The organism is Streptomyces pilosus (assembly GCF_014649835.1).
Taxonomy (GTDB): Bacteria; Actinomycetota; Actinomycetes; order Streptomycetales; family Streptomycetaceae; genus Streptomyces; species Streptomyces pilosus.
Map to the genome: position 1 here is coordinate 157048 of NZ_BMTU01000005.1, position 22900 is coordinate 179947.

General features: G+C 73.2%; 22 protein-coding genes. 8 read left to right on the plus strand and 14 right to left on the minus strand.

The features are described 5' to 3' along the window. The first annotated feature begins 61 nt into the window (after positions 1–61). Positions 62–688 carry a Uma2 family endonuclease gene (locus IE118_RS14520; RefSeq protein ID WP_189558305.1) on the plus strand — a complete coding sequence of 209 codons (627 nt, stop codon included), beginning with the start codon at positions 62–64 and terminating at the stop codon, positions 686–688. 178 nt (positions 689–866) lie between these two features. Continuing rightward, positions 867–1667, plus strand: coding sequence for a TetR/AcrR family transcriptional regulator (locus IE118_RS14525; RefSeq protein WP_189558306.1), 801 nt, complete (start codon positions 867–869; stop codon positions 1665–1667). Here IE118_RS14525 and IE118_RS14530 read toward each other — a convergent pair. Next, complete coding sequence (locus tag IE118_RS14530; RefSeq protein WP_189558643.1) at positions 1660–4092, minus strand: MMPL family transporter; 2433 nt, start codon at positions 4090–4092, stop codon at positions 1660–1662. The genes IE118_RS14525 and IE118_RS14530 overlap by 8 nt on opposite strands. Before the next feature lie 163 nt (positions 4093–4255). Here IE118_RS14530 and IE118_RS14535 point away from each other — a divergent pair, with 163 nt between their 5' ends. Continuing rightward, positions 4256–4945, plus strand: coding sequence for a response regulator transcription factor (locus tag IE118_RS14535; RefSeq protein WP_189558307.1), 690 nt, complete (start codon positions 4256–4258; stop codon positions 4943–4945). A gap of 26 nt (positions 4946–4971) precedes the next feature. Beyond that, positions 4972–6501, plus strand: coding sequence for a sensor histidine kinase (locus IE118_RS14540; RefSeq protein ID WP_189558308.1), 1530 nt, complete (start codon positions 4972–4974; stop codon positions 6499–6501). A 106-nt stretch (positions 6502–6607) separates the two neighbouring features. On the opposite strand, the gene IE118_RS14545 is transcribed toward IE118_RS14540, so the two are convergent. Both IE118_RS14545 and IE118_RS14550 read right to left on the minus strand, forming a co-directional pair. Further along, the gene (locus IE118_RS14545) at positions 6608–7933 is read right to left on the minus strand and encodes a metallophosphoesterase (protein ID WP_229846810.1); all 1326 of its coding nucleotides are present in this window, start codon (positions 7931–7933) and stop codon (positions 6608–6610) included. A 24-nt stretch (positions 7934–7957) separates the two neighbouring features. Then, positions 7958–8209 carry an SCO4848 family membrane protein gene (locus IE118_RS14550; RefSeq protein WP_189558309.1) on the minus strand — a complete coding sequence of 84 codons (252 nt, stop codon included), beginning with the start codon at positions 8207–8209 and terminating at the stop codon, positions 7958–7960. Positions 8210–8381: 172 nt separating this feature from the next. On the opposite strand from IE118_RS14550, the gene IE118_RS14555 reads away from it, so the two are divergent. Beyond that, positions 8382–9656 (plus strand): D-alanyl-D-alanine carboxypeptidase family protein, encoded by a 1275-nt coding sequence (locus tag IE118_RS14555; protein ID WP_229846811.1) that lies wholly within the window; start codon positions 8382–8384, stop codon positions 9654–9656. On the opposite strand, the gene IE118_RS14560 is transcribed toward IE118_RS14555, so the two are convergent. The 4 genes from IE118_RS14560 to IE118_RS14575 are packed head-to-tail and all read right to left on the minus strand — an operon-like array spanning position 9604 to position 12420. Then, complete coding sequence (locus tag IE118_RS14560) at positions 9604–10524, minus strand: YihY/virulence factor BrkB family protein (protein WP_189558311.1); 921 nt, start codon at positions 10522–10524, stop codon at positions 9604–9606. The genes IE118_RS14555 and IE118_RS14560 overlap by 53 nt on opposite strands. Then, a complete protein-coding gene (locus IE118_RS14565) occupies positions 10512–10949 on the minus strand; it encodes a GtrA family protein (RefSeq protein WP_229846812.1) in 438 nt (145 codons plus the stop codon). Before IE118_RS14565 ends, IE118_RS14560 begins: the two co-directional genes overlap by 13 nt. Continuing rightward, entirely contained in the window at positions 10946–11890 is a 945-nt protein-coding gene (locus tag IE118_RS14570) for a decaprenyl-phosphate phosphoribosyltransferase (RefSeq protein ID WP_189558312.1), read from the minus strand. The genes IE118_RS14565 and IE118_RS14570 overlap by 4 nt, the downstream gene beginning before the upstream one ends. Then, on the minus strand, positions 11887–12420 hold the full coding sequence (locus IE118_RS14575) for a phosphatase PAP2 family protein (RefSeq protein WP_189558313.1): 534 nt from the start codon (positions 12418–12420) through the stop codon (positions 11887–11889). The genes IE118_RS14570 and IE118_RS14575 overlap by 4 nt, the downstream gene beginning before the upstream one ends. Positions 12421–12553: 133 nt before the next feature. Here IE118_RS14575 and dprE1 point away from each other — a divergent pair, with 133 nt between their 5' ends. Then, entirely contained in the window at positions 12554–13909 is a 1356-nt protein-coding gene (dprE1, locus tag IE118_RS14580) for a decaprenylphosphoryl-beta-D-ribose oxidase (protein ID WP_189558314.1), read from the plus strand. A 30-nt stretch (positions 13910–13939) separates the two neighbouring features. Continuing rightward, complete coding sequence (dprE2, locus tag IE118_RS14585; RefSeq protein WP_189558315.1) at positions 13940–14695, plus strand: decaprenylphospho-beta-D-erythro-pentofuranosid-2-ulose 2-reductase; 756 nt, start codon at positions 13940–13942, stop codon at positions 14693–14695. Positions 14696–14720: 25 nt separating this feature from the next. On the opposite strand, the gene IE118_RS14590 is transcribed toward dprE2, so the two are convergent. From IE118_RS14590 to pdxR, 6 genes are all read right to left on the minus strand, one after another. Further along, complete coding sequence (locus IE118_RS14590; RefSeq protein ID WP_189558316.1) at positions 14721–15299, minus strand: 2'-5' RNA ligase family protein; 579 nt, start codon at positions 15297–15299, stop codon at positions 14721–14723. A 177-nt stretch (positions 15300–15476) separates the two neighbouring features. Continuing rightward, positions 15477–16490 (minus strand): tryptophan--tRNA ligase, encoded by a 1014-nt coding sequence (trpS, locus tag IE118_RS14595; protein WP_189558317.1) that lies wholly within the window; start codon positions 16488–16490, stop codon positions 15477–15479. Between the two features lie 107 nt (positions 16491–16597). Beyond that, positions 16598–18079: a glycine hydroxymethyltransferase gene (locus IE118_RS14600; protein WP_373298343.1), complete on the minus strand. Its 1482-nt coding sequence runs from the start codon at positions 18077–18079 to the stop codon at positions 16598–16600. A gap of 168 nt (positions 18080–18247) precedes the next feature. Next, a complete protein-coding gene (locus IE118_RS14605; RefSeq protein ID WP_189558319.1) occupies positions 18248–19432 on the minus strand; it encodes a glutathionylspermidine synthase family protein in 1185 nt (394 codons plus the stop codon). 7 nt (positions 19433–19439) lie between these two features. Next, the gene (locus IE118_RS14610) at positions 19440–19784 is read right to left on the minus strand and encodes a hypothetical protein (protein ID WP_189558320.1); all 345 of its coding nucleotides are present in this window, start codon (positions 19782–19784) and stop codon (positions 19440–19442) included. 166 nt (positions 19785–19950) lie between these two features. Beyond that, entirely contained in the window at positions 19951–21336 is a 1386-nt protein-coding gene (gene pdxR / locus IE118_RS14615; RefSeq protein ID WP_189558321.1) for a MocR-like pyridoxine biosynthesis transcription factor PdxR, read from the minus strand. 46 nt (positions 21337–21382) lie between these two features. Here pdxR and IE118_RS14620 point away from each other — a divergent pair, with 46 nt between their 5' ends. Further along, positions 21383–21901 carry a carboxymuconolactone decarboxylase family protein gene (locus tag IE118_RS14620; protein ID WP_189558322.1) on the plus strand — a complete coding sequence of 173 codons (519 nt, stop codon included), beginning with the start codon at positions 21383–21385 and terminating at the stop codon, positions 21899–21901. A 35-nt stretch (positions 21902–21936) separates the two neighbouring features. On the opposite strand, the gene IE118_RS14625 is transcribed toward IE118_RS14620, so the two are convergent. Further along, a complete protein-coding gene (locus tag IE118_RS14625; protein WP_189558323.1) occupies positions 21937–22899 on the minus strand; it encodes an ABC transporter substrate-binding protein in 963 nt (320 codons plus the stop codon). Between the last annotated feature and the right edge of the window lies 1 nt (position 22900).

A 22900-nucleotide genomic window follows, 5' to 3' on the forward strand; every position in this document is an offset into this window, starting at 1 on the left:
ACGCGGGAGCGGCATCCGCCCTACGATGATGGTCTCGACACCAGCCCCCAGGAGGCACGCGATGTCCGCAGCATCCGTCGAGCGGCCCCACGTCGACCGGTCCCACGACGAGCGTCCGCTGATCGCGGAGGCGAACCTTCTCATGGACCGCCTTCCGGGCTACCGCGTCGAGATCATCGGAGACCAGCTCCTCGTGACCCCGCCCCCGGACGGCCCGCACGCCGTAGTCCTGACCGACCTCATGTTGCCGTTCGCCGCCGCCGGCTTGCACGGCCCGGATGCGAAGGTGGTCCAGGGTATCGGCCTCTGGCTGCCGTCCGGCACCGAGGACTACGCAATCCCTGATCTCGCGGTGGTGGACGCGGACTTCCACGATCACCTCATCGAGAACAACTCCTACGACCCGGCCTGCTTCCGCCTCGTCCTGGAGGTCACCTCCAGCAACTGGAAGACCGATCTCAAGATCAAGGTCGCCTCCTATGCCGAGGCCAAGGTCCCCGTCTACGTCGTCGTGGACCGCGAGCACCAGCGCGTTCACGTCCTGACCGACCCGGTCGGCAACGAGTACGCCACCCACCGCTTCCACTCCCCCGGCCAGCAGGTCACCCTCCCCGACTCCATCGGCGCCAAGGTCACCCTGGACGTGGCCGGGATCCTGGAGGCCGGGCAGCCCCGCAAGGCCGACTGAGGCGGGGCCCGGGCCGCGGCTGATCCGTGCCGCAGTCCCCTCCCACCTCGCGTCCGGCACCGGTCCGCCGCCAGGGGCGCGGACCCGCGCGACCCCGGAGCCGCACCCCGCCCGGCTGTGCCGCCGGCACCCGCACCGCGCCGTGGGGCGTCCTCCCCTGGCGTTAGGCTCTCTTCCCGTGCCCGCGAAGAACGACGGCCCCGACGACGGCGCCACTCTCAGCAAGTCCGAGCAGACCCGCGCCCTCATCCTCCAGACGGCCATGCGGCTGTTCCAGGAGCGCGGCTACGACAGGACGACCATGCGGGCCATCGCCCAGGAGGCCGGGGTCTCCGTCGGCAACGCCTACTACTACTTCGAGGGCAAGGAGCACCTGATCCAGGGCTTCTACGACCGGATCGCCGCCGAGCACCAGGTGGCGACCCGGGAGGTCCTGGCCCGGGAGACCGACCTGGAGGCCCGGCTCGCGGGCGTGCTGAAGGCGTGGCTGGACATCGCCACCCCGTACCACGAGTTCGCCGTGCAGTTCTTCAAGAACGCCGCCGACCCGGACAGCCCGCTCAGCCCCTTCTCCCCCGAGTCGGAGCACGCCCGCCAGGAGGCGATCAGCGTGCACCGCGCGGTGCTGGCCGGGACGAGGACCAAGGTCCCCGAGGAGCTGCGCGACATCCTGCCGGAGCTGATGTGGCTGTCGCAGATGGGGCTGTGCCTGTACTGGATCTTCGACCGGACCGAGGGCCGCGAGCGCAGCTACCGGCTCGCCGAGCGGGGGGCCCGGATCACGGCGCGGGGTGTCGCCCTGGCCCGGTTCCGGGTGCTGCGGCCCCTGGTCCGGGAGGTGCACGAACTGTTCACGGAGTTCCTGCCCGGGATGACGAAGGCACTTCCCGACCCCGCGAGGCAGGAGGCGCCCGAGAAGGCGGCGCCCGCGGAGAAGGGGGCGCCCGTCGACGACGAGCGCCCCGGCACCGTCAGCTGACGGCGTCCACCTCACCGGGCGCCAGCTCCACGTCGTGCACCAGCGGCCCGTCCGTCACCGTCACGCGGGTCGCGCGGGAGCCGTGCGGGTCCGCCGCGGCCGCGAGCAGGTAGGTGCCCGGTGCCGGTACGGAGACGATGTACGCGCCGTCGGCGAGCGAGACCACCCGGTCCAGCCTGCGGCCCCCCGAGGTCAGCAGGGTGACGTCCGCGCCCTCGACGGGCTCGCCGTCGACGGTGCGGACGAACCCGTGGACGACCGAGGAGCCGCCGTCGCGCCCGCCGGGTTCCCCCGCCGGTGTCCCGGCGCCGGGCTGCGCGGCGGCGTCCTCCCGGGGTTCCACCGCCAGGTGCGGCAGCCGCTTGTCGAGTCCGGCCGGCAGCCACCAGTTGGCGCGGCCGAGCAGGTGCATCACGGCCGGGACCAGCGCGGTGCGCAGGATGAACGCGTCCAGCGCGACCGCCGCGGCCAGGCCCACGCCCGCCATGGCCGCTCCGTAGTCGCCGCTGAGCACGAAGGCGAGGAAGACGCAGACCATGATCAGGGCGGCGGAGTTGATGACCCGGCTGGTCTCCGCGAGGCCGACGCGCACCGCGCGGGCGTTGTCCCGGGTGTGCACCCACTCCTCGTGCATCCGGCTCACCAGGAACACCTGGTAGTCCATGGAGAGGCCGAACAGCAGCGACAGCATGATGATCGGCAGGAAGGACGCGATGGGGCCCTCCTGGCCGAGGCCCAGCACGTCCAGGCCGATGCCCCACTGGAAGACCGCCACGAGGACGCCGAAGGACGCCGCCGCCGCGAGCAGGTTCATCAGGGCGGCCGTCAGCGGCACCACGACGGAACGGAACGCCAGCAGCAGGAGCAGGAAGCCCAGGCCGATGATCGTGGCGATGAACAGCGGCAGCCGGTCGCCGGTCACCGACGCGAAGTCCTTCGACACCGCGGTCACGCCCCCGACGTGCGCCTCGACACCCGCCTCCGGGATGACGTCCTCGCGCAGCGCGTCGATGAGCCGGTCCGTCTCCACGTCCTGCGGTGACGTCTCGGGGATCACCTGGATGACGCTCACACCGTTGGCGGGCGGCACCGCGGCGACCTGGGCGACGCCCTCGGTCTCCCGCACCGCCGTCACCAGCGCGTCGGACGCCTCGCCGTCCACGACCACCTGGAGCGGTCCGTTGAACCCGGGCCCGAAGCCCTCGGCGAGCAGGTCGTAGGCCTGCCGGGTGGTCAGGGAGGCGTCGTCGTTGCCCTGGTCCACGGTGCCCAGCCGCAGGGACAGCAGCGGCAGCGCGAGCGCGGCCATCAGCACGACGGCCAGCACGGCGACGGACCGCGGACGGCGTTCGACGGTGGCGGACCAGCGCGCGGCGAGACCGCTCACCTCCTCGGCCTGCGGGCCCCGCGCCGCCAGCCGGCGGCGCTGGCGGCGGCTGAGCACCCGGTGGCCCAGCAGCCCGAGCAGCGCGGGCAGCAGGGTGACGGCGGCCAGCACGCTCAGCACGACGGTCAGCGAGGTGCCGATGACCACACCGTCCAGGAAGCGCAGGTTCGTCACCAGCATCCCGGCGAGCGCGATGCACACGGTGCCGCCCGCGAACAGCACCGCCCGGCCGGAGGTGTCGAGGGCGGTGACCGCCGCCTCCTCCGGGTCGGCGCCGCGCAGGATGCCGCGCCGGTGCCGGGTGACGATGAACAGCGCGTAGTCGATGCCCACGCCGAGGCCGATCAGCGTGGCGAGCAGGGAGGCGAGTTCGGGGACGTCGGTGACGTGGCCCATCAGCTGGGTGCCGAACATGCCGGTGCCGACGCCGAAGACGGCGACCACGATCGGCAGCAGCATCGCGAACAGCGATCCGAAGGCCACGAACAGCACGACGGCGGCGGCCAGGATGCCGACCAGCTCGGCCGTGCCCGTCGGCGGCTCCTGCACGCGCGTGATGGCCTGGCCGCCCAGTTCCACCTGGAGCCCGTCGCGTGCGGCGCCCTGCGCGGTGTCGACGACGTCCCGCACCAGCTCCTTCGGCACGGCGTCCGCCTGTTCGGCGAACGTGACCTGGGCGTAGGCGATCCGCCCGTCCTCGCTGACCTGCGCGGCGCCCCGCTCGCCGTACGGGCCGGCGACGTCGCCGACGCCCTCCATGCGTCCGATCTCCGCCAGCGCCGGCTCGATCCGGGACCGTACGGAGTCGTCGCGGACCGATCCCTCCTCGACCTTCCACACCACGGTGTCGGTGTCGCCCGCGCGGTCCGGGAACGCCCGCTCCATCAGGTCGTACGCGCGCTTGGAGTCGGTGTCCGGGAGGGAGAACACCTCCGCGTAGTTCGTGCCCGCGCTGCTCGCCGAGACCCCCAGTCCGAGCAGCGCCCCCACCCACAGCAACAGGACCACCAGCCGATGCCGATAGCACCAGCGTGCCAATGCCGCCACGTTCCAGCTCCTTCGTCGAATCGGTCGGTCCCCCAGGTCCTGGCAGCAGAATCGACGGCGGGGCCCGTCCGGCGACACGACCGGCGCCGGACTCTCAAGGAACTCCAAGGCGGCAACCCGTACGGCGGCGGGCGGCCGCGCCGATACTGGGGGCATGACGACAGCTCCCGGCACCGTGCTGGTCGTGGAGGACGAGGAGAGCATCGCGGACGTCCTCGCCATCGCCCTGCGCTACCACCGCTTCGAGGTCATGACCGCGGGCACGGTCCGCGAGGCGCTCGCGCTGACCGAGCACACCCGCCCCGACGCCGCCCTGCTCGACGTGATGCTGCCCGACGGGGACGGCCGCGCCCTCGGCCGCGAACTGCGCGCCCGGCGGCCGGAGCTGGCGCTGGTCTTCCTCACCGCACGGGACGCGCCCGCCGAGATCGTCGGCGCGCTCGGCTTCGGCGACGACTACATCACCAAGCCGTTCAACATCGACGAGGTGGTCGCCCGGATCACCGCCGTGCTGCGCCGCACCCGCCCCGCCGACGTGCTCCCGCAGCGGGCGCCGCTGCGCCACGGCGACCTCGAACTGGACGAGACGACGTACTCGGTGCGCCGCGCGGGCCGCTCGGTGGAACTCACCCCCACCGAGTACGCGCTGCTGCGCTTCCTGGTGCGCAACGGCGGCCGGATCGTGCCCAAGGAGCAACTCCTGCGCCACGTCTGGCAGTACGAGCACGCGCCCGCCGAGTCGACCGTCGTCGAGACCTACATCAGCTACCTGCGGCGCAAACTCGACACCCTGGGCCCGCCGGTGATCACCACCCGGCGCGGGGTCGGGTACGGGCTGACGTGAGGCTTCCCGCACGGAAGCCGGGCCGGATGCGGGGCGTTCACTCGCTGCGCGGCCAACTGACCCTGGCCAACGTGGTGCTGCTGGCGCTGGGCATCGTCGCCGCCACCGTGGTGAGCGTGCTGGGCATGCGCTACTACCTGCTCGACCAGATCGACGCCGAGCTGACCCGGACCCGGGACTCGCTGGGCGGCTCGGAGCTGACGCTGCGGCAGATCGACTCACTGAGCGTGCTGAGCTTCTTCCGCGACCGGGTGGACCCGGACTGGAAGGGGGAGGCCGACCCCGACTCGATCTTCGCCGCCGTGGACGCCCGGGGCGAGCCCGTCGGCATCCTCGGTTTCGCGCCGACCGACTCCCAGCGGGCCCTGGCGGACGCGGTGGGCGACGTGCGGACGCTGCTGCGGGACCCGGAGCCGCGCGACGTCACCGTGCGCGGCTCCGCCTACCGGGTCACCGCCACCCGGCTCGCGGACGGCACGTACGTCATGATCGCCGCCTCCACCGAGGCGGTGCACGACGTGGTCGCCAAGGCGGTCAAGTTCGACCTGGCGATCGGCACGCTGCTGCTGTCGCTGCTGGCCTGTCTCACCATGTTCAGTGTGCGGCGCCGGATGCGGCCGCTGGAGGACATGGTGGAGACGTCGTCGGCGATCGCGGAGGGCGACCTGACTCGGCGGGTGCCCTCCAGCCGGGACCCGATCCTCGAGGTGGAGCAGCTGCGGCTCGCGCTCAACTCGATGCTCCAGCAGGTGGAGTCGGCGTACCGCACGCGCGAGCGCAGCGCGGCCCAGCTGCGCCGGTTCGTCGCCGACGCCTCGCACGAGCTGCGCACACCGCTGGCCGCGATACGCGGTTACCTCCAGCTGTACGACCGGGGGATGCTGCGGGAGCCGGTGGAGCGCAAGCGGGCCTGGGACCGGATGATGACGGAGTCCGAGCGGATGGCCCGGCTGGTCGACGAGCTGCTGGTGCTGGCCCGGCTGGACCAGCGCCCCGAACTGCGGCTGCGGAACGTCGACGTGTGCCGGCTGGTGCGGGAGGCGGCGGAGGACGTACGGGTGCAGCAGCCGGGCCGTCCGGTGACCGTGGACGCCGGCGGCTCGGTGCTGGTGCACGCGGACGAGGCGGGGCTCCGGCAGGTCCTGGGCAACCTGCTCGGCAACGTGCGCACGCACACCCCGGCGGACGTGCCGGTGCTGCTGGAGGTGGCCCGGGGCGACGGGGAGGTCCGGCTGTCCGTGACGGATCAGGGGCCGGGGCTCGCGCCCGAGGACGCCGCCCGGGTCTTCGACCGCTTCTTCCGGGTGGGCGGGGGCGCGGGCAGCGGGCTGGGCATGGCGATCGTGCAGGGGGTCGTGCGGGCGCACGGCGGCGAGGTGGCGGTGACCACGGCACCGGGCGAGGGCCTGGCCGTCACGGTGACCCTCCCGAACCACCGGGCACCGGACCCGGCGACGGCCCCGGCGGACGGGGACGACGAGCCCGGACTTCCCCGGGCCCGCGCGACAGCGCCCCGACCCGGACACGACGGCGCCCCGGGCGGGCCGGGGCGGTGAAGCCGGACAGGACCGGGCCCGCACGGTCCCGGTCCCGCACCGGCTGTCCCGCACCGGACCGGCACGGGAGCGGGGCCCCCGCCGCCCCGGCGCCGGCCGGCGCCTCTCACGCCTCCCGCGACGCGAGCTCGATCACCGTGATGTCCGACGGCGCGCCCACCCGGGTGGGCGGCCCCCACGCCCCCGCACCGCGGCTGACGTACAACTGCGTGTCCCCGTACCGGTCGAGACCCGCCAGCGTCGGATTCGCGGCACCGGCGAGCAGGTTCGCGGGCCACAGCTGGCCCCCGTGCGTGTGACCGGACAGCTGCAGGTCCACCCCGTACTCCACGGCCTCGTGGATCTGCACGGGCTGGTGCGCCAGCAGCACACTGGCCCGTCCCCGGTCCCGGTCGCCCAACGCCCGTGCGTAGTCCGGCCCCTGCCCCTCGTCCTCGCCGGCCACGTCGTTGACCCCGGCCAGGTCGAAGTGCGGCAGCTCCCTGCGCGCGTTCTCCAGCGGGGTCAGCCCCAGCCGCCGGACCTCCTCGACCCACTGCTCGGCGCCCGAGAAGTACTCGTGGTTGCCGGTGACGAAGAACGACCCGTGCCGTGCCCTGAGCTGCGCCAGCGGCGCCGCGGCCGGTCCGAGGTCCTTCACGCTGCCGTCCACCAGGTCGCCGACCACCGCGATCAGGTCCGGCTGGGTCGAGTTGATCGTGTCGACGACCTTCTGCGCGAACCCCCGCCCCAGCACCGGCCCGAGGTGGATGTCGCTGACCACCGCGATGCGGTAACCGTGCGCCGCCCGGGGCAGCTTGGCCAGCGGCACGGTGACCCGCTTCACGCCCGGACCGCGCAGCACCCCGTACGTCCCGTGGCCGACCGTCGCCACGGCCGCCGCGGCGGCGGCCCCGCCGACGACCCGGGAGACGAAGAGCCGGCGCGAGGGCCCGGCCGCCGGGGCCTCCGGCGCCGCGGACGCTCCGCCGCCACCCGGTCCGGCGTCCCGCGCGGCGCCCGCACCCCGGTCCGGCGGTACGGTCTCCGGCTCCGCCGGCACGTCCGCCCGCGCCTCCGCCGGGGCCGCCGGGGCCGCCGGGGCCGCCGTCGTCTCCGCGGACCGGTCCCGCCGCTGGAGGACTCCGCGCAGCACCGGCCGCACCAGCTCACCCGCGAGCACCGCCAGCAGCAGGTACAGGCTCAGCGCCAGCCACAGGTACCCCGGCCAGGCCAGCAGCTGCTTGAGCCAGAAGGGCACGTCGGACCGCGAGGTGACGAACGCGCCGACGGTCAGCGCCCAGCCCGTGACGATCACCACCGCGCCGGCGCGGCGCACCGCGCCCGGGCCCTGTGTGGTGTCCCGGAACAGGCGTCGCCACAGGTACCAGTTGCCCGTGACCAGGACGGCCAGGACCAGGAGCGCGACGAGTACGAAGACGACGATGGCCACGGTGCGGTGTTCCCCTGCTTTTCGTTACGACGTCGTCCGTGACGTCCGGCTCAATGCGCGCAGTCCGCGCAACCCGATGCCCCCGATGACCGTCCCCCATACGAAGGAGACGACGGCCAGCGTCAGATGAACGAAGAAGTACGCCGTCGGATTCCCGTTTTCGAACGCGAGCCCGCTGCTGTCCTTGACCAGGTTCTTGACGAAAGTGATCCAGATGATCCAGCTCCACACCCCGAAGGCGAGCAGGAACCAGGAGACGGGGCGGCTGAGCTTCACCGAACAGGACCTTTCGTCGCGGCACCGGGCTCCCGCGGGCGGCCGGGGGACCAGGGGTTGTCCCCCGGATGAGCACGGCATGCGTCCAGTATCACCGGCCCCTGTCCGGTTCCTTTCCCGGGGTGGGGACCGGGGCGGGACATCCTCGGGCGTGGCATGTACGTTTCCGACCGTGCCCGCACCCAAGAACACCGTCCGGCGCTCCCTGCTGGTCGCTGCCACGGTCCTGCTGTCCACCGCGCTGACCGCGCCCGTCGCCCTGGCGGCCCCGAAGCCCTCGCCGACACCGTCGGTCACACCCCCCGCCGGGATGTCCACGGTGGGCGGCGCGCGGCTCGGGCAGCCGGGCACGCAGGTCAACCTGGCGAGCGGGGTGCCGGTGCTGCCGAAGGAGCTGTCGGCCCGGTCCTGGATCGTCGCCGACGCGGAGTCCGGTGAGGTCCTCGCCGCGCACAACGCGCACTGGCGGCTGGCCCCGGCGAGCACCCTGAAGATGCTGTTCGCCGACACGCTGCTGCCGAAGTGGCCCAAGACGACGCAGCACAAGGTGGAGGTCTCCGACCTGGCCGGGGTCGGCTCCGGTTCCAGCATGGTCGGGATCAAGGAGGAGGAGACGTACACCGTCCACGAACTGTGGCTGGGTGTCTTCCTCCGCTCCGGCAACGACGCCGTGCACGTGCTGACGGCGATGAACGGGGGCGTCGAGAACACCGTCCGGGACATGAACGCGCACGCCGGCGAACTCCAGGCGTTCGACACGCAGGTGGTCAGCCCGGACGGCTACGACGCCGACGGACAGGTGTCGTCCGCGTACGACCTGACGCTGATCGCCCGCTCGGGGCTGCAGAAGAAGGACTTCCGGGAGTACGCCTCGACGGTCCGGGCGAAGTTCCCGGGGGAGACGAAGAAGAACAAGAAGGGCAAGAAGGTCCGGGGGTCCTTCGAGATCCAGAACACCAACCGGCTGCTGAGCGGCGACTCCGACGTCCCCGTCTACCAGGGCATAGCTGGCGTGAAGAACGGCAACACCACCAACGCCGGCGCCACCTTCACCGGTGTCGCCGAGCGGAACGGCAAGGTGCTGCTGGTCACCGTGATGAACCCGCAGAAGGACGAGTCCAACGAGGTCTACAAGGAGACCGCGCGGCTCCTCGACTGGGGCTTCCGGGCGGCCGGCAAGGTCGAACCGGTCGGTGAGCTGGTGCCGCCGAAGAGCGCCGTCCAGGCGGGTGCGCAGCCGGGTCCGTCCGCCTCCCCGGGTGAGGCCGGGGGTGTGGTGGCCGGGTCGAAGCCGGTGGCGAGCGCCCCGGCGGGCGGCGGGACCGACGGCATCGGGACCGCGCTGGGCATCACGGGCGGGGTGCTCCTGCTGCTCGCGGGCGGCGGGTTCCTGGTCAACCGGCGCTGGCCGCTGCCGGACCTGGTGCGCCGTCGCCCGCGTCCGTGACCGCGGCGCCCTCCGGGCCCTCGTCCCGTTTGCCGGGCGTCGCCGTCCAGGCGGCGCAGAACAGGACCAGCTTCGTGGTGAAGTTGATCCACAGCAGCAGGGCCACGGGGACACCGAAGGCGCCGTACATGCTCTTCGCGGCCACGCCCTGCACATAACCGCTGAGCAGCAGCTTCAGCAGTTCGAAGCCGACCCCGCCGGTGAGCGCGGCGACGGTCAGCCGGCGCCGGGTGGGTTCGACGCCGGGCAGCAGGCTGAGGACGTACAGCAGGAGCAGGAAGTCGGCGCCCACGGCGACGGCGAACGCCGTGACGTGCAGGACGACGCCGCCCCAGCCGCCCTCCTCCAGACCGATGGCGTCGCTGATCCGGCCGACCAGGGCGGAGGCGACGGCGGAGGCGACCAGGGTGAGCAGGAGCGCGCCCCCGAGCCCGACGAGGACACCGGTGTCCTTGCCCTTGCGCAGGAAGGGGTTCTCGTCCTCCTCGGGCAGCTCCCACACCGCGCGCAGGCAGTCGCGCATGGCGCCGGCCCAGCTGACGCCGGTGAACAGCAGGGCGGCACCGGCGATGAGGCCGACGGTGCCGGCGTTCTGCACCAGGTCGCCGATCTGGTCGGAGATGCCGGGCACCTGCTCGGTGATCTTGTCCTGGAGGGCCTTCTGCTGGTCCTGGCCGAGGGTGGCGGCGCCGATCGCGGCCGCGAAGGTGAGCAGCGGGAACAGCGCGACGAAACTGCGGAACGTCATCGCCGCCGCCAGCCGCGTCCAGTGCACGCGGTCCAGACGCTCGAACGACCGCCACGCGTGGGTGAGCATCGCCCTGGTCACCCACGGCCCCACGACCGGGAGCCTTTTCAGCCAGTCCATGAGCGGACTCTGCCCGCATTGCGGAAGACCAATGTTCTCGTGCCCCAGAACCGGACACCGGTGGCCAGTGCCATGCCGACCACGGCACCGGACACGATGTCCGCGCGCCGCGAGGTGAGACCGAGCCCGTAGTGGCTGACGGCCAGGCACAGCAGCTGCACGGCGGCACCGGCGAGGTTGACCGCGAAGAACATCGCGAGGGGACGGGCGCCGCGCACCCGTGTGGCGCGGTACGTGCCGTGCGCGTTGCCCGCGTAGGCGACCGCGCAGCCGGCGACGAAGGACAGGGCCTTGGCGGTCAGCGGGTCGAGCCCGCCCGGGCCGCGCAGGTACACGAAGAGGCCGAGGTCGACGGCGTAGGCGAGCAGACCGGCGGTGGCGAAACCGACGAGTTCCCGGCGGTGCCGGCGCAGTCGGTCCCTCACCAGTCGGCCACCGCGAGCGCGTACATCGCCGCCCACACCACGCCGATGACGGCGAGCGCGCGGTCGCCGAGGACCACGTCCTCCGGTTCGCCGGCGCTCCCCCGGTCGGCGAAGACGGCGTAGCGCAGGACGGCGAGGACGAAGGCGACCACGGACAGCTGCCGCCAGGGCAGCAGGCCGGTGTGCGGCACCCCGCCGTCCTCCAGGGCCCACAGGCAGTAGCCGATGACGGCCACGGCGGCGGCGAGCTGCCACACGAAGCGCAGGTAGCCGGTGGTGTACTCGGTGAGCAACGCGCGTGTGGCGCCCTCCTTCCCGGCCAGCTGGACGGCCTCGGAGTAGCGCTTGGCCGCGACCATGAACAGCGCGCCGAACCCGGTGGTGATCAGGAACCAGCGCGAGAGCGGGATGCCGAGGGCGAGCCCGCCGGCCACCGCGCGCATCACGAAACCGGTGGTGACGACGACGAGGTCGACGACGAGGACGTGCTTGAGGCTGACGCAGTACGCCAGCTGCATGACCAGGTAGGCGGTCAGCAGCGCGGCGACCTCCGGCGGGCACAGCCGGGCCGCGGCGACCGGCGCGAGGACACCGAGGACGACGCCGGCGGTGTAGGCGACCGGCACCGGGACCTGGCCGGCGGCGACCGGGCGGCGGCACTTGGTGGGGTGGGCGCGGTCGGCCTCGGCGTCCCGGGCGTCGTTGACCAGGTAGACGGCGGCGGCGCAGGCGGTGAAGAGGACGAAGACCAGGGCGAGGCGGGCCGGGGCGCCGGCGGAGAACAGCTCGCCGGCGGCGGCCGGCGCTGCGACCACCAGGACGTTCTTGACCCACTGCTTGGGGCGCGCGGTCCTGAGCAGCCCCGTGAGGAGACCGCCGCCGGAGGGCGGCGGCGCCTGCCGCTGACCGGTGCGGTCGCGCAGGAGGGCGGTGCCGGTCACGCGGGACCTCCCGCCATCCAGCGGGCGCCGAGCCGCGCGGTGAGCGCGCCCAGGACGGCGCCGGCCGCCACGTCCGAGGGGTAGTGGACGCCGGCCACCAGCCGGGAGACGCACACGGCCGCGGCCAGCGGGGGCACCGCGCGGGCGCCCAGCGCGCCGAAGGCGACGGCGGCGGCCGCCGCGGAGGTGGCGTGCGAGCTGGGGAAGGAGTGCCGGCCGACGGTGCCGACCAGGGGTTCCACGTGGCGGGGGCGGGGTCTGCGCACGATCCGCTTCACCCCCATGCTGACGGCGTGGGCGCCCGCGGTGAGCGCGGTGCCGCGCAGCCAGGCACCGCGCCGCGGCCGGTCCACGGCCGCTCCGGTGAGGCCGGCCGCGAGCCACAGCGCCCCGTGCTCCCCCGCCCAGGACAGGGCCCGCGCGGCCCCGGCCACGCGCGGGTCCGCGCCGCGGGCCCTGAGCGCGGCGACGATCCGGTGGTCCAGGCCGCGGAGACCGCGGGGGTGCGGCAGGTCGTGGTGGTCGTCCATGTGGACCCACTGTTCACCCTCGGCGGGCCGGAATTCCGCCCTGCCGGTGCGACATCCCATTAATCACCCGTTTCAGGGACGGCGATGACGTTTCAAAACCAATGCGTCACAAGGGGGCGATACGGTCGCCGTCATGTCTGCCGACACGGTTTCCGTCACGGGATGGGGCCGCACCGCTCCCACCACCGCCCGGCTGATCCGCCCCCGGACGTACGAGGAGGCCGCCCTGGCCGTCCGGGAGTGCGGGGCCCGCGGAGGCATCGCGCGGGGCCTGGGGCGGGCGTACGGGGACGCGGCGCAGAACGCGGGCGGCGCGGTGCTCGACATGACCGGCCTGGACCACGTCCACGCGATCGACGCCGACGGCGGCACCGTGCTGTGCGACGCGGGCGTCTCCCTGCACCGGCTGATGGAGGTGCTGCTGCCGCTGGGCTGGTTCGTGCCGGTGACGCCCGGCACCCGCTACGTGACCGTCGGCGGGGCGATCGGCGCCGACATCCACGGCAAGAACCACCACGTCTCCGGCTCCTTCTCCCGTCACGTGCTCTCCCTGGAGCTGCTCACCGCCGACGGCGAGGTCCGTACGGTCGTCCCGGGCACGCCGCTGTTCGAGGCGACGGCCGGCGGCATGGGCCTGACCGGGGTGATCCTCACCGCGACGATCCGGCTCCAGCCGGTCGAGACCTCGCTGATGTCGGTCGACACCGAACGCGCCGACGACCTGGACGACCTGATGGCCCGTCTCGCCGGCACCGACCACCGCTACCGCTACTCGGTCGCCTGGATCGACCTGCTGGCCCGCGGCCGGGCCACCGGCCGCGCGGTCCTCACCCGCGGCGACCACGCGCCCCTGGACGCCCTGCCGCGCGGCGCACGCGCGCGCCGGGACCCCCTCTCCTTCCGCACCTCCCGCCTGCCGGCCGCCCCCTCCTTCGTCCCCGAGGGCCTGCTCAGCCGCGCCACCGTGGGGCTGTTCAACGAGCTCTGGTACCGCAAGGCGCCCCGCGCGCGGACCGGGCAGCTCCAGCGGATCCCGGCGTTCTTCCACCCCCTGGACGGGGTGCCGCACTGGAACCGGGTGTACGGCCGGGGCGGCTTCGTCCAGTACCAGTTCGTCGTCGGGCACGGCCGGGAGGACGCCCTGCACCGGATCGTGCGCAGGATCTCCGAGCGGCGCTGCCCGTCCTTCCTCGCCGTCCTCAAACGCTTCGGCGACGCCGACCCGGGCTGGCTGTCCTTCCCCCTCCCGGGCTGGACCCTCGCCCTGGACGTCCCGGCGGGACTGCCCGGCCTGGGCAGCTTCCTCGACGAACTCGACGAGGAGGTGGCGGGCGCCGGCGGGCGCGTCTACCTCGCCAAGGACTCCCGGCTGCGCCCGGAACTGCTCCCCGCCATGTACCCCCGCCTGGGTGACTTCCGTGCGCTGCGCGCCGCCCTGGACCCGCGCGGGGTGTTCACCTCCGACCTGTCCCGCCGGCTCCACCTCTGAAACCGTCGACCCTCCTGACAAGGAGCTGCCGTGAAGGACGCCTTCGGCCTCCCCCAGTCCCTGCTCGTCCTCGGCGGCACGTCCGAGATCGCGCTCGCCACCGCGCGGCGGCTGATCGCCCGCCGCACCCGCGTGGTGTGGCTCGCCGGCCGCCCCTCCCCCGCCCTGGACGAGGCCGCCGGGCAGTTGCGCGGGCTCGGCGCCGAGGTGCGCACCGTCGCCTTCGACGCGCTGGACCCCGCCGCCCACGAGGACGCCCTCGGCAAGGTGTTCGCCGAGGGCGACATCGACCTGGTGCTGCTCGCCTTCGGCACCCTGGGCGACCAGGCGCACGACGAACGGGACCCGCGGGCGGCGGTGCGGGTCGCGCAGACCAACTACACCGGCGCCGTCTCGGCGGGCCTGGTGTGCGCCGGGGCCCTCCAGGCGCAGGGTCACGGCTCACTGGTGGTGCTGTCGTCCGTGGCGGGCGAGCGGGCCCGCCGCGCGAACTTCATCTACGGCTCCAGCAAGGCCGGCCTGGACGCGTTCGCCCAGGGCCTCGGGGACGCGCTGTACGGCACGGGCGTGCACGTCATGGTCGTGCGCCCCGGGTTCGTGCGGACACGGATGACGGACGGGCTGCCCGAGGCTCCGCTGGCGACCACCCCGGAGGCGGTCGCGGCGGCCGTGGAGCTGGGGCTGCGGCGCCGGACGGAGACGGTGTGGGTGCCGGGGGCGCTGCGGGTGGTGATGTCGGCGCTGCGGCACCTGCCGCGCGGGGTGTTCCGGCGGCTGCCGCTGTGAGAGGCGCGGGAGGGCGGCGGCGGGGTCAGTGCGCGGAGACGGAGCCCAGGTCCGCGCGGCCGGTCTGCGGGGGCACCACGACGGAGCCGAAGGGGAAGTCGCGCAGCTTGCGCCACACCCCGTCGGCACCCTGCTCGTAGAGCGCGAAGCCGGTGCAGGCCCACTGGGCCTCGTAGTCGGCGAGCTCCGCGTGGGCGCGGTCCATCGCCGCCTCGTCGATCCCGTGCGCCACGGTGACGTGCGGGTGGTACGGGAACTGCAGCTCGCGGGCCACCGGGCCGGAGGCGGACCGGATCTGCTTCTGCAGCCAGGTGCAGGCCGCGCCGCCCTCGACGACCTGGACGAACACCACCGGCGTCAGGGGCCGGAAGGTGCCGGTGCCGGAGAGCCGCATGGGGAACGGGCGGGCGGCCGCGGCGACCTCGCCGAGGTGCGCCTCGACGGCCGCCAGGTCGGTGTCGCCGACCTCCGTCGGCGGCAGCAGGGTGACGTGCGTGGGGATGCCGTGAGCCGCGGCGTCGCCGAAGCCCGCGCGCAGCTGCTGAAGCCGGCTGCCGTGAGGCTCCGGGACCGCGATCGACACACCGATCGTTACGGTCCCCACGTCGTCTCCTGTCGTTGTGGTGGTGAAGCGCGGTGGTGGTGCACCGGGTGACCGCCGGAGCGGTCACCCTGTCATCGACTGTACGACCACGACCCGGATGCGGGCAGGCGCAACCGGAGTGATGTGCAGCGCTGTGCGGTGGTACGGATCGCGGCCGTGGACCGGTTCAGCGCCGGTTCAGTGCTTGGCGGGGAGGAAGCCGACCCGCTCGTACGCCCGGGCGAGGGTCTCGGCTGCGACGGCGCGGGCCTTCTCCGCGCCCTTGGCCAGGACCGAGTCGAGGGTCTCGGGGTCGTCGAGGTACTGCTGGGTGCGCTCCTTGAACGGGGTCACGAACTCGACCATGACCTCGGCGAGGTCCGTCTTGAGCGCACCGTAGCCCTTGCCGGCGTACTTCTCCTCCAGTTCGGGGACGCCCGTACCGGTGAGGGTCGAATAGATCGTGAGCAGGTTGCTCACGCCGGGCTTCTCGACGACGTCGTAGCGGATCACCGTGTCGGTGTCGGTGACCGCGCTCTTCACCTTCTTGGCGGTCGTCCTCGGCTCGTCCAGGAGGTTGATGAGGCCCTTCGGCGTGGACGCCGACTTGCTCATCTTGATCGACGGGTCCTGGAGGTCGTAGATCTTCGCCGTCTCCTTGAGGATGTACGGCTTCGGCATCGTGAAGGTCCGGCCGAACCGTCCGTTGAAACGGTCGGCGAGGTCACGGGTGAGCTCGATGTGCTGGCGCTGGTCCTCGCCCACCGGCACCTCGTCGGCCTGGTAGAGCAGGATGTCCGCGACCTGGAGGATCGGGTACGTGAACAGTCCGACGGAGGCGCGGTCGGCGCCCTGCTTGGCGGACTTGTCCTTGAACTGCGTCATCCGGGACGCCTCGCCGAAGCCGGTGAGGCAGTTCATGACCCAGGCGAGCTGGGCGTGCTCGGGCACGTGGCTCTGGACGAAGAGCGTGCAGCGGTCCGGGTCGAGCCCGGCGGCCAGCAGCTGGGCCGCGGCGAGGCGGGTGTTGGCGCGCAGCACGTCCGGGTCCTGCGGGAGCGTGATCGCGTGCAGGTCGACGACCATGTAGAACGCGTCGTGGGTCTCCTGGAGGGCCACCCACTGGCGGACGGCGCCGAGGTAATTGCCGAGGTGGAACGAGCCTGCGGTGGGCTGGATCCCGGAGAGCACACGAGGTCGGTCAGTCGCCATGCTCACCATTCTCTCAGGTCCCGGGAGGCGGTCCGGAACCGACCGGGCCCCGTGCGCCCGGGCGGCCGGGTGGGTGGCCCGGCCGCCGGGTCGGCGCGGGGGGCGCCTCAGCCGAGGTCGACCTCCGGGTACAGCGGGAAGCCGGCGACCAGGTCGGTGGCGCGGCGGGAGATCTCGTCGGCGATCTTCTCGTCGAGGACGTGGGACGCCTTGGAGCGGGCACCGGACTTGGTGGTGCCGGCCTCCGTGGAGCCGAGGACGCGGTCGATGAGGCCGGCCACCTCGTCCATCTCGGCGGTGCCCAGACCACGGGTGGTCAGCGCGGGGGTGCCGATGCGGATGCCGGAGGTGTACCAGGCGCCGTTGGGGTCGGCGGGGATCGCGTTGCGGTTGGTGACGATGCCCGAGTCGAGGAGGGCGGCCTCGGCCTGGCGGCCGGTGAGGCCGTAGGAGGTGGCGACGTCGATCAGGTTGAGGTGGTTGTCGGTGCCGCCGGTGACCAGGGCGGCGCCCCGGCGCATCAGGCCCTCGGCGAGGGCGCGGGAGTTGTCCACGATGCGCTGGGCGTAGTCCCGGAAGGCGGGCTGCCTGGCCTCCGCGAGGGCGACGGCCTTGGCGGCCATGACGTGCGGGAGCGGGCCGCCGAGGACCATCGGGCAGCCGCGGTCGACCTGGTCCTTGAGCGAGTCGTCGCACAGCACCATGCCGCCGCGCGGGCCGCGCAGCGACTTGTGGGTGGTGGTGGTGACGATCTGGGCGTGCGGGACCGGGTCGAAGTCACCGGTGAGCACCTTGCCGGCGACGAGACCGGCGAAGTGCGCCATGTCGACCATGAGCGTGGCGCCGACCTCGTCGGCGATCTCGCGCATGATCCGGAAGTTCACCAGGCGGGGGTAGGCGGAGTAGCCGGCGACGATGATCAGCGGCTTGAACTCGCGGGCGGTGGCGCGCAGGGCCTCGTAGTCGATCAGACCGGTGGCCGGGTCGGTGCCGTAGGAGCGCTGGTCGAACATCTTGCCGGAGATGTTCGGGCGGAAGCCGTGGGTGAGGTGGCCGCCGGCGTCCAGGGACATGCCGAGCATGCGCTGGTTGCCGAAGGCCTGGCGGAGTTCGGCCCAGTCGGCCTCGGAGAGGTCGTTGACCTGGCGGGCGCCGGTCTTCTCCAGGAAGGGGGCCTCGACGCGGTCGGCGAGGACCGCCCAGAAGGCGACGAGGTTGGCGTCGATGCCGGAGTGCGGCTGGACGTAGGCGTGGCGGGCGCCGAACAGCTCCCTGGCGTGCTCGGAGGCGAGCGACTCGACGGTGTCCACGTTGCGGCAGCCGGCGTAGAAGCGGCGGCCGACGGTGCCCTCGGCGTACTTGTCGCTGAACCAGTTCCCCATCGCGAGGAGGGTGGCCGGGGAGGCGTAGTTCTCGGAGGCGATCAGCTTGAGCATCTCGCGCTGGTCGGCGACCTCCTGGCCGATGGCGTCGGCGACACGCGGCTCGACGGTGCGGATCACGTCGAGTGCGGAGCGGAAGGCGGTGGAAGCGGTGGAGAGGGGCTCGGCAGACATGGAGGACCTCCGGACGTGGCGTTCGGCGTTCACGGTACGGCCCAGGCGCACGGCACGGTGCCGGCCCCGGCGGTGTGCGGGTCCGGGGGCCGCTTCCCGATGGTTGGTCCATCCCAGCGCGCCAGTCACGGCCCACGGTCAGGTTACCGGGCGGCACGCAGTGCCACGGGAGGGCGTCCACCATACGGGCGCCGGCACCCCCTAGAGGATCACGTGTGGAAGGAAACGGGCGTAGTCGTCGGTCACCAGGCCCGAGGACTCCCGGATGCCGAGTCCCGCCGCCTCGTTCTCCACCACCCAGGTGCCGAGGACGACGTGGTTGCCGTCGAAGTCGGGCAGCGGGGCCAGCTGTTGATAGCAGCAGGGTTCGTCGCGGAGCACCGGGTCGGCGCCGGGCCGGTGGACGGTCACTCCCGCGCCCTCGCGGCCGAGCAGGGGCTTGGCGACCCAGCCGGTGGTGTCGGCCAGCTCCCGCGGGCCGTCGAGGTGGGCGGGGAGGAGGTTGGGGTGGCCGGGGTAGAGCTCCCAGAGGATCGCGAGCAGGGCCTTGTTGCTGAGCAGCATCTTCCAGGCGGGCTCGATCCAGAGGGTGGTGCCGGTGCCGCCGCCGTTGTCGAGGGTGTCGAGCACATGACCGGCGAAGCGGTCGGTGGTCAGCCACTCCCAGGGGTACAGCTTGAAGATGCTGCGGATGAAGCGGAGCCCGTTGTCGACGAAGCGGCCGGAGAGGCGGTCCCAGCCGATCTCCTCCATGGACAGCCAGTCGGTGTCGAGACCGGCCTGCTCGGCGGTCTCCTTGAGGTAGGCGACGGTCATCAGGTCCTCGCCGAGCTCGTCGGCGGAGGAGTGGGCGAAGTACAGGGGGCTGCCCGGCGGCAGGAGGGGGGCCTGCTTCCGCCAGGCGTCGACGAGGCGCTCGTGGAGGGAGTTCCACTGGTCGGCGCCGGGGAAGCGGTCCTCCATCCAGAACCACTGGGGCGAGGCGGCCTCCACCAGGGAGGTCGGGGTGTCCGCGTTGTACTCCAGCAGCTTCGCGGGGCCCGTGCCGTCGTAGCGGAGGTCGAAGCGGCCGTAGAGCGAGGGAAGTTCGGCGCGCCGGTGCCAGGCCTCGGCGACCGCGCGGGCGATCCGCGGGTCGGTGATGCCGAGGTCGGCGAAGCGGTCGGCGGTGACGATGTGCTCGGCCGCCGCGAGGCACATGCGGTGCAGTTCCTCGACGACCTCCTCCAGCGCCTCGACCTCCTCCAGGGAGAAGACGTAGTAGGCGCTCTCGTCCCAGTAGGGGCGCAGCGACCCGTCGGGGTAGCGGGTGAGCGGGTAGACGAGCCCCTGCTCCTCGACGGTCTCCTGCCAGCCGGGGCGGGGCTCGATGGTGCGCCGTTCCACGATCCGCTCAGCCGCCGCCGCTGCCGGAGCCCGAGCAGCCGAAGCCGCCCCGGTCGACCGCCTCGCTGCGGCTGAACGTGCCGCGCTCGGCGTAGCCGGACCGGACGTCCGCGTCGTAGTACCAGTCGGCGTCGCCGCCGCGGGACCTGCTCTTGCCGTAGGAACCGGAGGAGCCGGAGGACGTGCAGTTCTTGTCCGCGACGACCTTGTAGCCCTTGACGTAGTCGTAGCTGTCCCGGTCCACGCACCGCCGGTCGGGGTCCGACCCGCAGGAGGTCAGGGCCGCCGCGAGCACCCCCATCCCGCCGAGCACCACCGTGCTCGACCGCAACCGCCGCCGTGACTCCGCCATGTCTCCCCCTGTGTGCCGCTTCCGCCGCCCGCCGGGGCCCTGTCCGCTCCCGGCTCGCGGCGGACAGCCTAGAGACCGCCCCGCGTCCGGTCACCACAGCCCCCGTCCGCCGGCGCCACGGCGGCGGCCCTTTGCGCCCCTTGGCGCCGAATGCGCGCATCGTTCCTCAGGGCAGCGCCCTGCACAGGGCCTCCAGGGTGGCCGTCCAGGCGTGGTCGGGCGGGGTGGCGTAGCCGACGACCAGCGCGTCGGGCGAGGTGGCGCCGGCGTCGGGGTGGCGGAAGCGGGAGAGGCCGAGGACGGAGAGGCCGTGCCAGGCGGCCGCCTGGACGACGGACCGTTCGGTGCCGGGCGGCAGCCGCAGGACGGCGTGCAGGCCGGCTGCGATGCCGGTGACCTGGACGTCGGGTGCCCGTTCGGCGAGGGCCCGGACCAGGGCGTCGCGGCGCCGGCGGTAGCGCAGGCGGGCGGCGCGGACGTGACGGTCGTAGGCGCCGGAGGTGAGGAACTCGGCGAGGGCGAGCTGTTCGACGACACCGACCGGGAGGCCGCCGCCCTGCTCGGTGACGGCGGGGAGCAGCGACGGGGGCACGACCGCCCAGCCCAGGCGGAGGCCCGGGGCGAGGGACTTGCTGGCCGTGCCGAGGTAGACGACGTGGTCGGGGTCGAGGTCCTGGAGCGCGCCGACGGGCTGGCGGTCGTAGCGGAACTCGCCGTCGTAGTCGTCCTCCAGGATCAGGGTGCCGGTGCGGCGGGCCCGGTCGACGACGGCGGCGCGGCGTTCCGGGACCAGGGCGCCGCCCAGGGGGAACTGGTGGGCGGGGCTGAGCAGCACCGCGTCGGCGGACCCCGGCTCGTGGGCGCGTGTGCCGAGGGTGTCGTGGGGCAGCGGGGTGGTGGTCAGGCCGGCGCGGGTGGCCAGGTTCCAGTGGGCGTCCAGACCGTAGGACTCCACGGCCAGGGTGCGGGCGCCGCGGGCGTGCAGGGCCTCGCAGAGGAGGCGGAGGCCGTGGGCGAAACCCGCGCAGACGACGAGGTGTTCGGGGTCGGCGCGCACGCCGCGGACGCGCGCCAGATAGTCCGCGAGGGCGGTGCGCAGTTCGGGGCGGCCCCGCGGGTCGCCGTAGCCGAAGGCCTCGTGGGGCGCGGCGGCGAGGGCGCGGCGGGTGGCCCTCAGCCATTCCGCCCGGGGGAAGGAGGCGAGGTCGGGGGTGCCGGGAACCAGGCTGTAGGGGAGGCGGCCGGGCGTCCGGCGGGGGGCCGGGGCGGGGGCCGGCGGGCCGGGGTCCACGCGGTCGGCGACGCGGGTGCCGGAGCCCTGCCGGGCGGTGAGCCTGCCCTCGGCGACCAGGTCGGCGTAGGCGTCGGCGACGGTGTTGCGGGCGATGCCGAGGTCCGCGGCGAGGGAGCGGGAGGAGGGCAGACGGGTGCCCGGGGCGAGGCGGCCGGTGCGGACGGCCTCGCGCAGGGCGTCGGTGAGCCCGCGGCGCAGGCCGGGACCGGCCGGGTCGAGGTGGAGGTCGATGCCGAAAGTGGCCCAGCGTTCCGCCATGGGAATGGACCATACTCCTGGGCCGCACCGCTCGTAGGGTCGGGACATGACCACCACCGAGACGACACCGGCCCCGATCCCGACCCCGGCGTACGCCGCCGAGGCGCCCGCCCGTGTGGAATGGGCCCGGCACGCCCCCGAGGTCTACAAGGCGATGGTCCGGCTGGACTCCGCCGCCCGGAAGGGCCTCGACCCCACGCTGTACGAACTGGTGAAGATCCGCGCCTCCCAGATCAACCACTGCGCCTTCTGCCTGGACATGCACAGCAAGGACGCCCTCGCGGCCGGCGAGAGCGTCGAGCGGATCGTGCAGCTCACCGCGTGGGAGGAGTCGCGGCACTTCTACACGGAGAAGGAGCTCGCGGCGATCGAGCTGACGGAGGCCGTCACTGTGCTGACGGACGGTTTCGTGCCCGACGAGGTGTACGAGCGGGCCGCCGGGCACTTCGACGAGGCGGAGCTGTCCCAGCTGATCGCCGCGATCACGGTCATCAACGCGTGGAACCGGTTCGGTGTGACGTGCCGGATGACGCCGGGCCACTACCGGCCGGGACAGCACCGGTGAGGGTCACCGGTGCCGTCCCGCCGCCGCGCCGGGGGTCAGGGCAGCCACTTCTTCCAGACGGACGGGTGGCTGTCCACCCACTTCTTCGCCGCCTCCCCCGGTGACAGCTTCCGGTCGGCGATCATCAGGGAGACCTCGTTCTGGTCCTCCGTCGTCCACCGGAAGTTCCGGAGCAGTTCCGCCGCCTCGCCGCCGTTCTCGGCGAAGTCCGCGTTCAGGTACTTCTGCAGCGGCGTGACCGGGTAGGCGCAGGCGACCTCCGCCGGATCGGCGTCGCAGCCCTCCTCGTAGGGCGGCAGCTTCACCTCGGTCATCGGCACCTGCTCGAACAGCCACTGGGGCGTGTACCAGTAGGTGAGGAAGGGCTTCTTCTCCTTGGCGAACTGCTTGATCTGGGTGATCTGCGCCGCCTCGGAGCCGGCGAACACCACCCGGTAGTCCAGCTTCAGGTTCTTCACCAGCGCCTTGTCGTTGGTGACGTAGGACGGCGAGCCGTCCATCAGCTGTCCCTTGCCGCCGCTCTCGGGGGTGCGGAACCGGTCGGCGTACTTGTTGAGGTTCTTCCAGTCGGTGACGTCCGGGTGCTGCTCGGCGAAGTACGTCGGCACGTACCAGCCGATGTGCCCGGTGACGCCGAGGTCGCCGCCGGGGGCGATGGTCTTCTTCTCCTCGACGTAGCGCCGTTCCTGCTCGGGATGTCCCCAGTCCTCCAGGATCGCGTCGACCCTGCCCTGGCTGAGCGCGTCCCAGGCGGGCACCTCGTCGACCTGGACGGTGTCGACGCGGTAGCCGAGCTCGTGCTCCAGCAGGTACCGGGCGACGGCCACGTTGGCCTGTGCGCCCACCCAGGACTGCACGGACAGGGTGACGGTCCTGGCCCCCTGGGCGTTCGCGAAGGGCGACGCCTGCCGGGTCATGTCGGCGGCCCCGCAGCCGGTCAGGGCCAGCAGCGCCAGGGCGGAGCCGGCGGCCACCGCCGGGATCGTACGGATACGCATG

Excerpts from the sequence above, each read along its gene's own strand:
- IE118_RS14520 (WP_189558305.1), top strand. The coding sequence starts at position 62 with ATGTCCGCAGCATCCGTCGAGCGGCCCCACGTCGACCGGTCCCACGAC.
- IE118_RS14535 (WP_189558307.1), top strand. The coding sequence starts at position 4,256 with ATGACGACAGCTCCCGGCACCGTGCTGGTCGTGGAGGACGAGGAGAGC.
- IE118_RS14540 (WP_189558308.1), top strand. The coding sequence starts at position 4,972 with ATGCGGGGCGTTCACTCGCTGCGCGGCCAACTGACCCTGGCCAACGTG.
- IE118_RS14560 (WP_189558311.1), bottom strand. The coding sequence starts at position 10,524 with ATGGACTGGCTGAAAAGGCTCCCGGTCGTGGGGCCGTGGGTGACCAGG.
- IE118_RS14575 (WP_189558313.1), bottom strand. The coding sequence starts at position 12,420 with ATGGACGACCACCACGACCTGCCGCACCCCCGCGGTCTCCGCGGCCTG.
- dprE1 (WP_189558314.1), top strand. The coding sequence starts at position 12,554 with ATGTCTGCCGACACGGTTTCCGTCACGGGATGGGGCCGCACCGCTCCC.
- trpS (WP_189558317.1), bottom strand. The coding sequence starts at position 16,490 with ATGGCGACTGACCGACCTCGTGTGCTCTCCGGGATCCAGCCCACCGCA.
- IE118_RS14610 (WP_189558320.1), bottom strand. The coding sequence starts at position 19,784 with ATGGCGGAGTCACGGCGGCGGTTGCGGTCGAGCACGGTGGTGCTCGGC.
- pdxR (WP_189558321.1), bottom strand. The coding sequence starts at position 21,336 with ATGGCGGAACGCTGGGCCACTTTCGGCATCGACCTCCACCTCGACCCG.
- IE118_RS14620 (WP_189558322.1), top strand. The coding sequence starts at position 21,383 with ATGACCACCACCGAGACGACACCGGCCCCGATCCCGACCCCGGCGTAC.
- IE118_RS14625 (WP_189558323.1), bottom strand. The coding sequence starts at position 22,899 with ATGCGTATCCGTACGATCCCGGCGGTGGCCGCCGGCTCCGCCCTGGCG.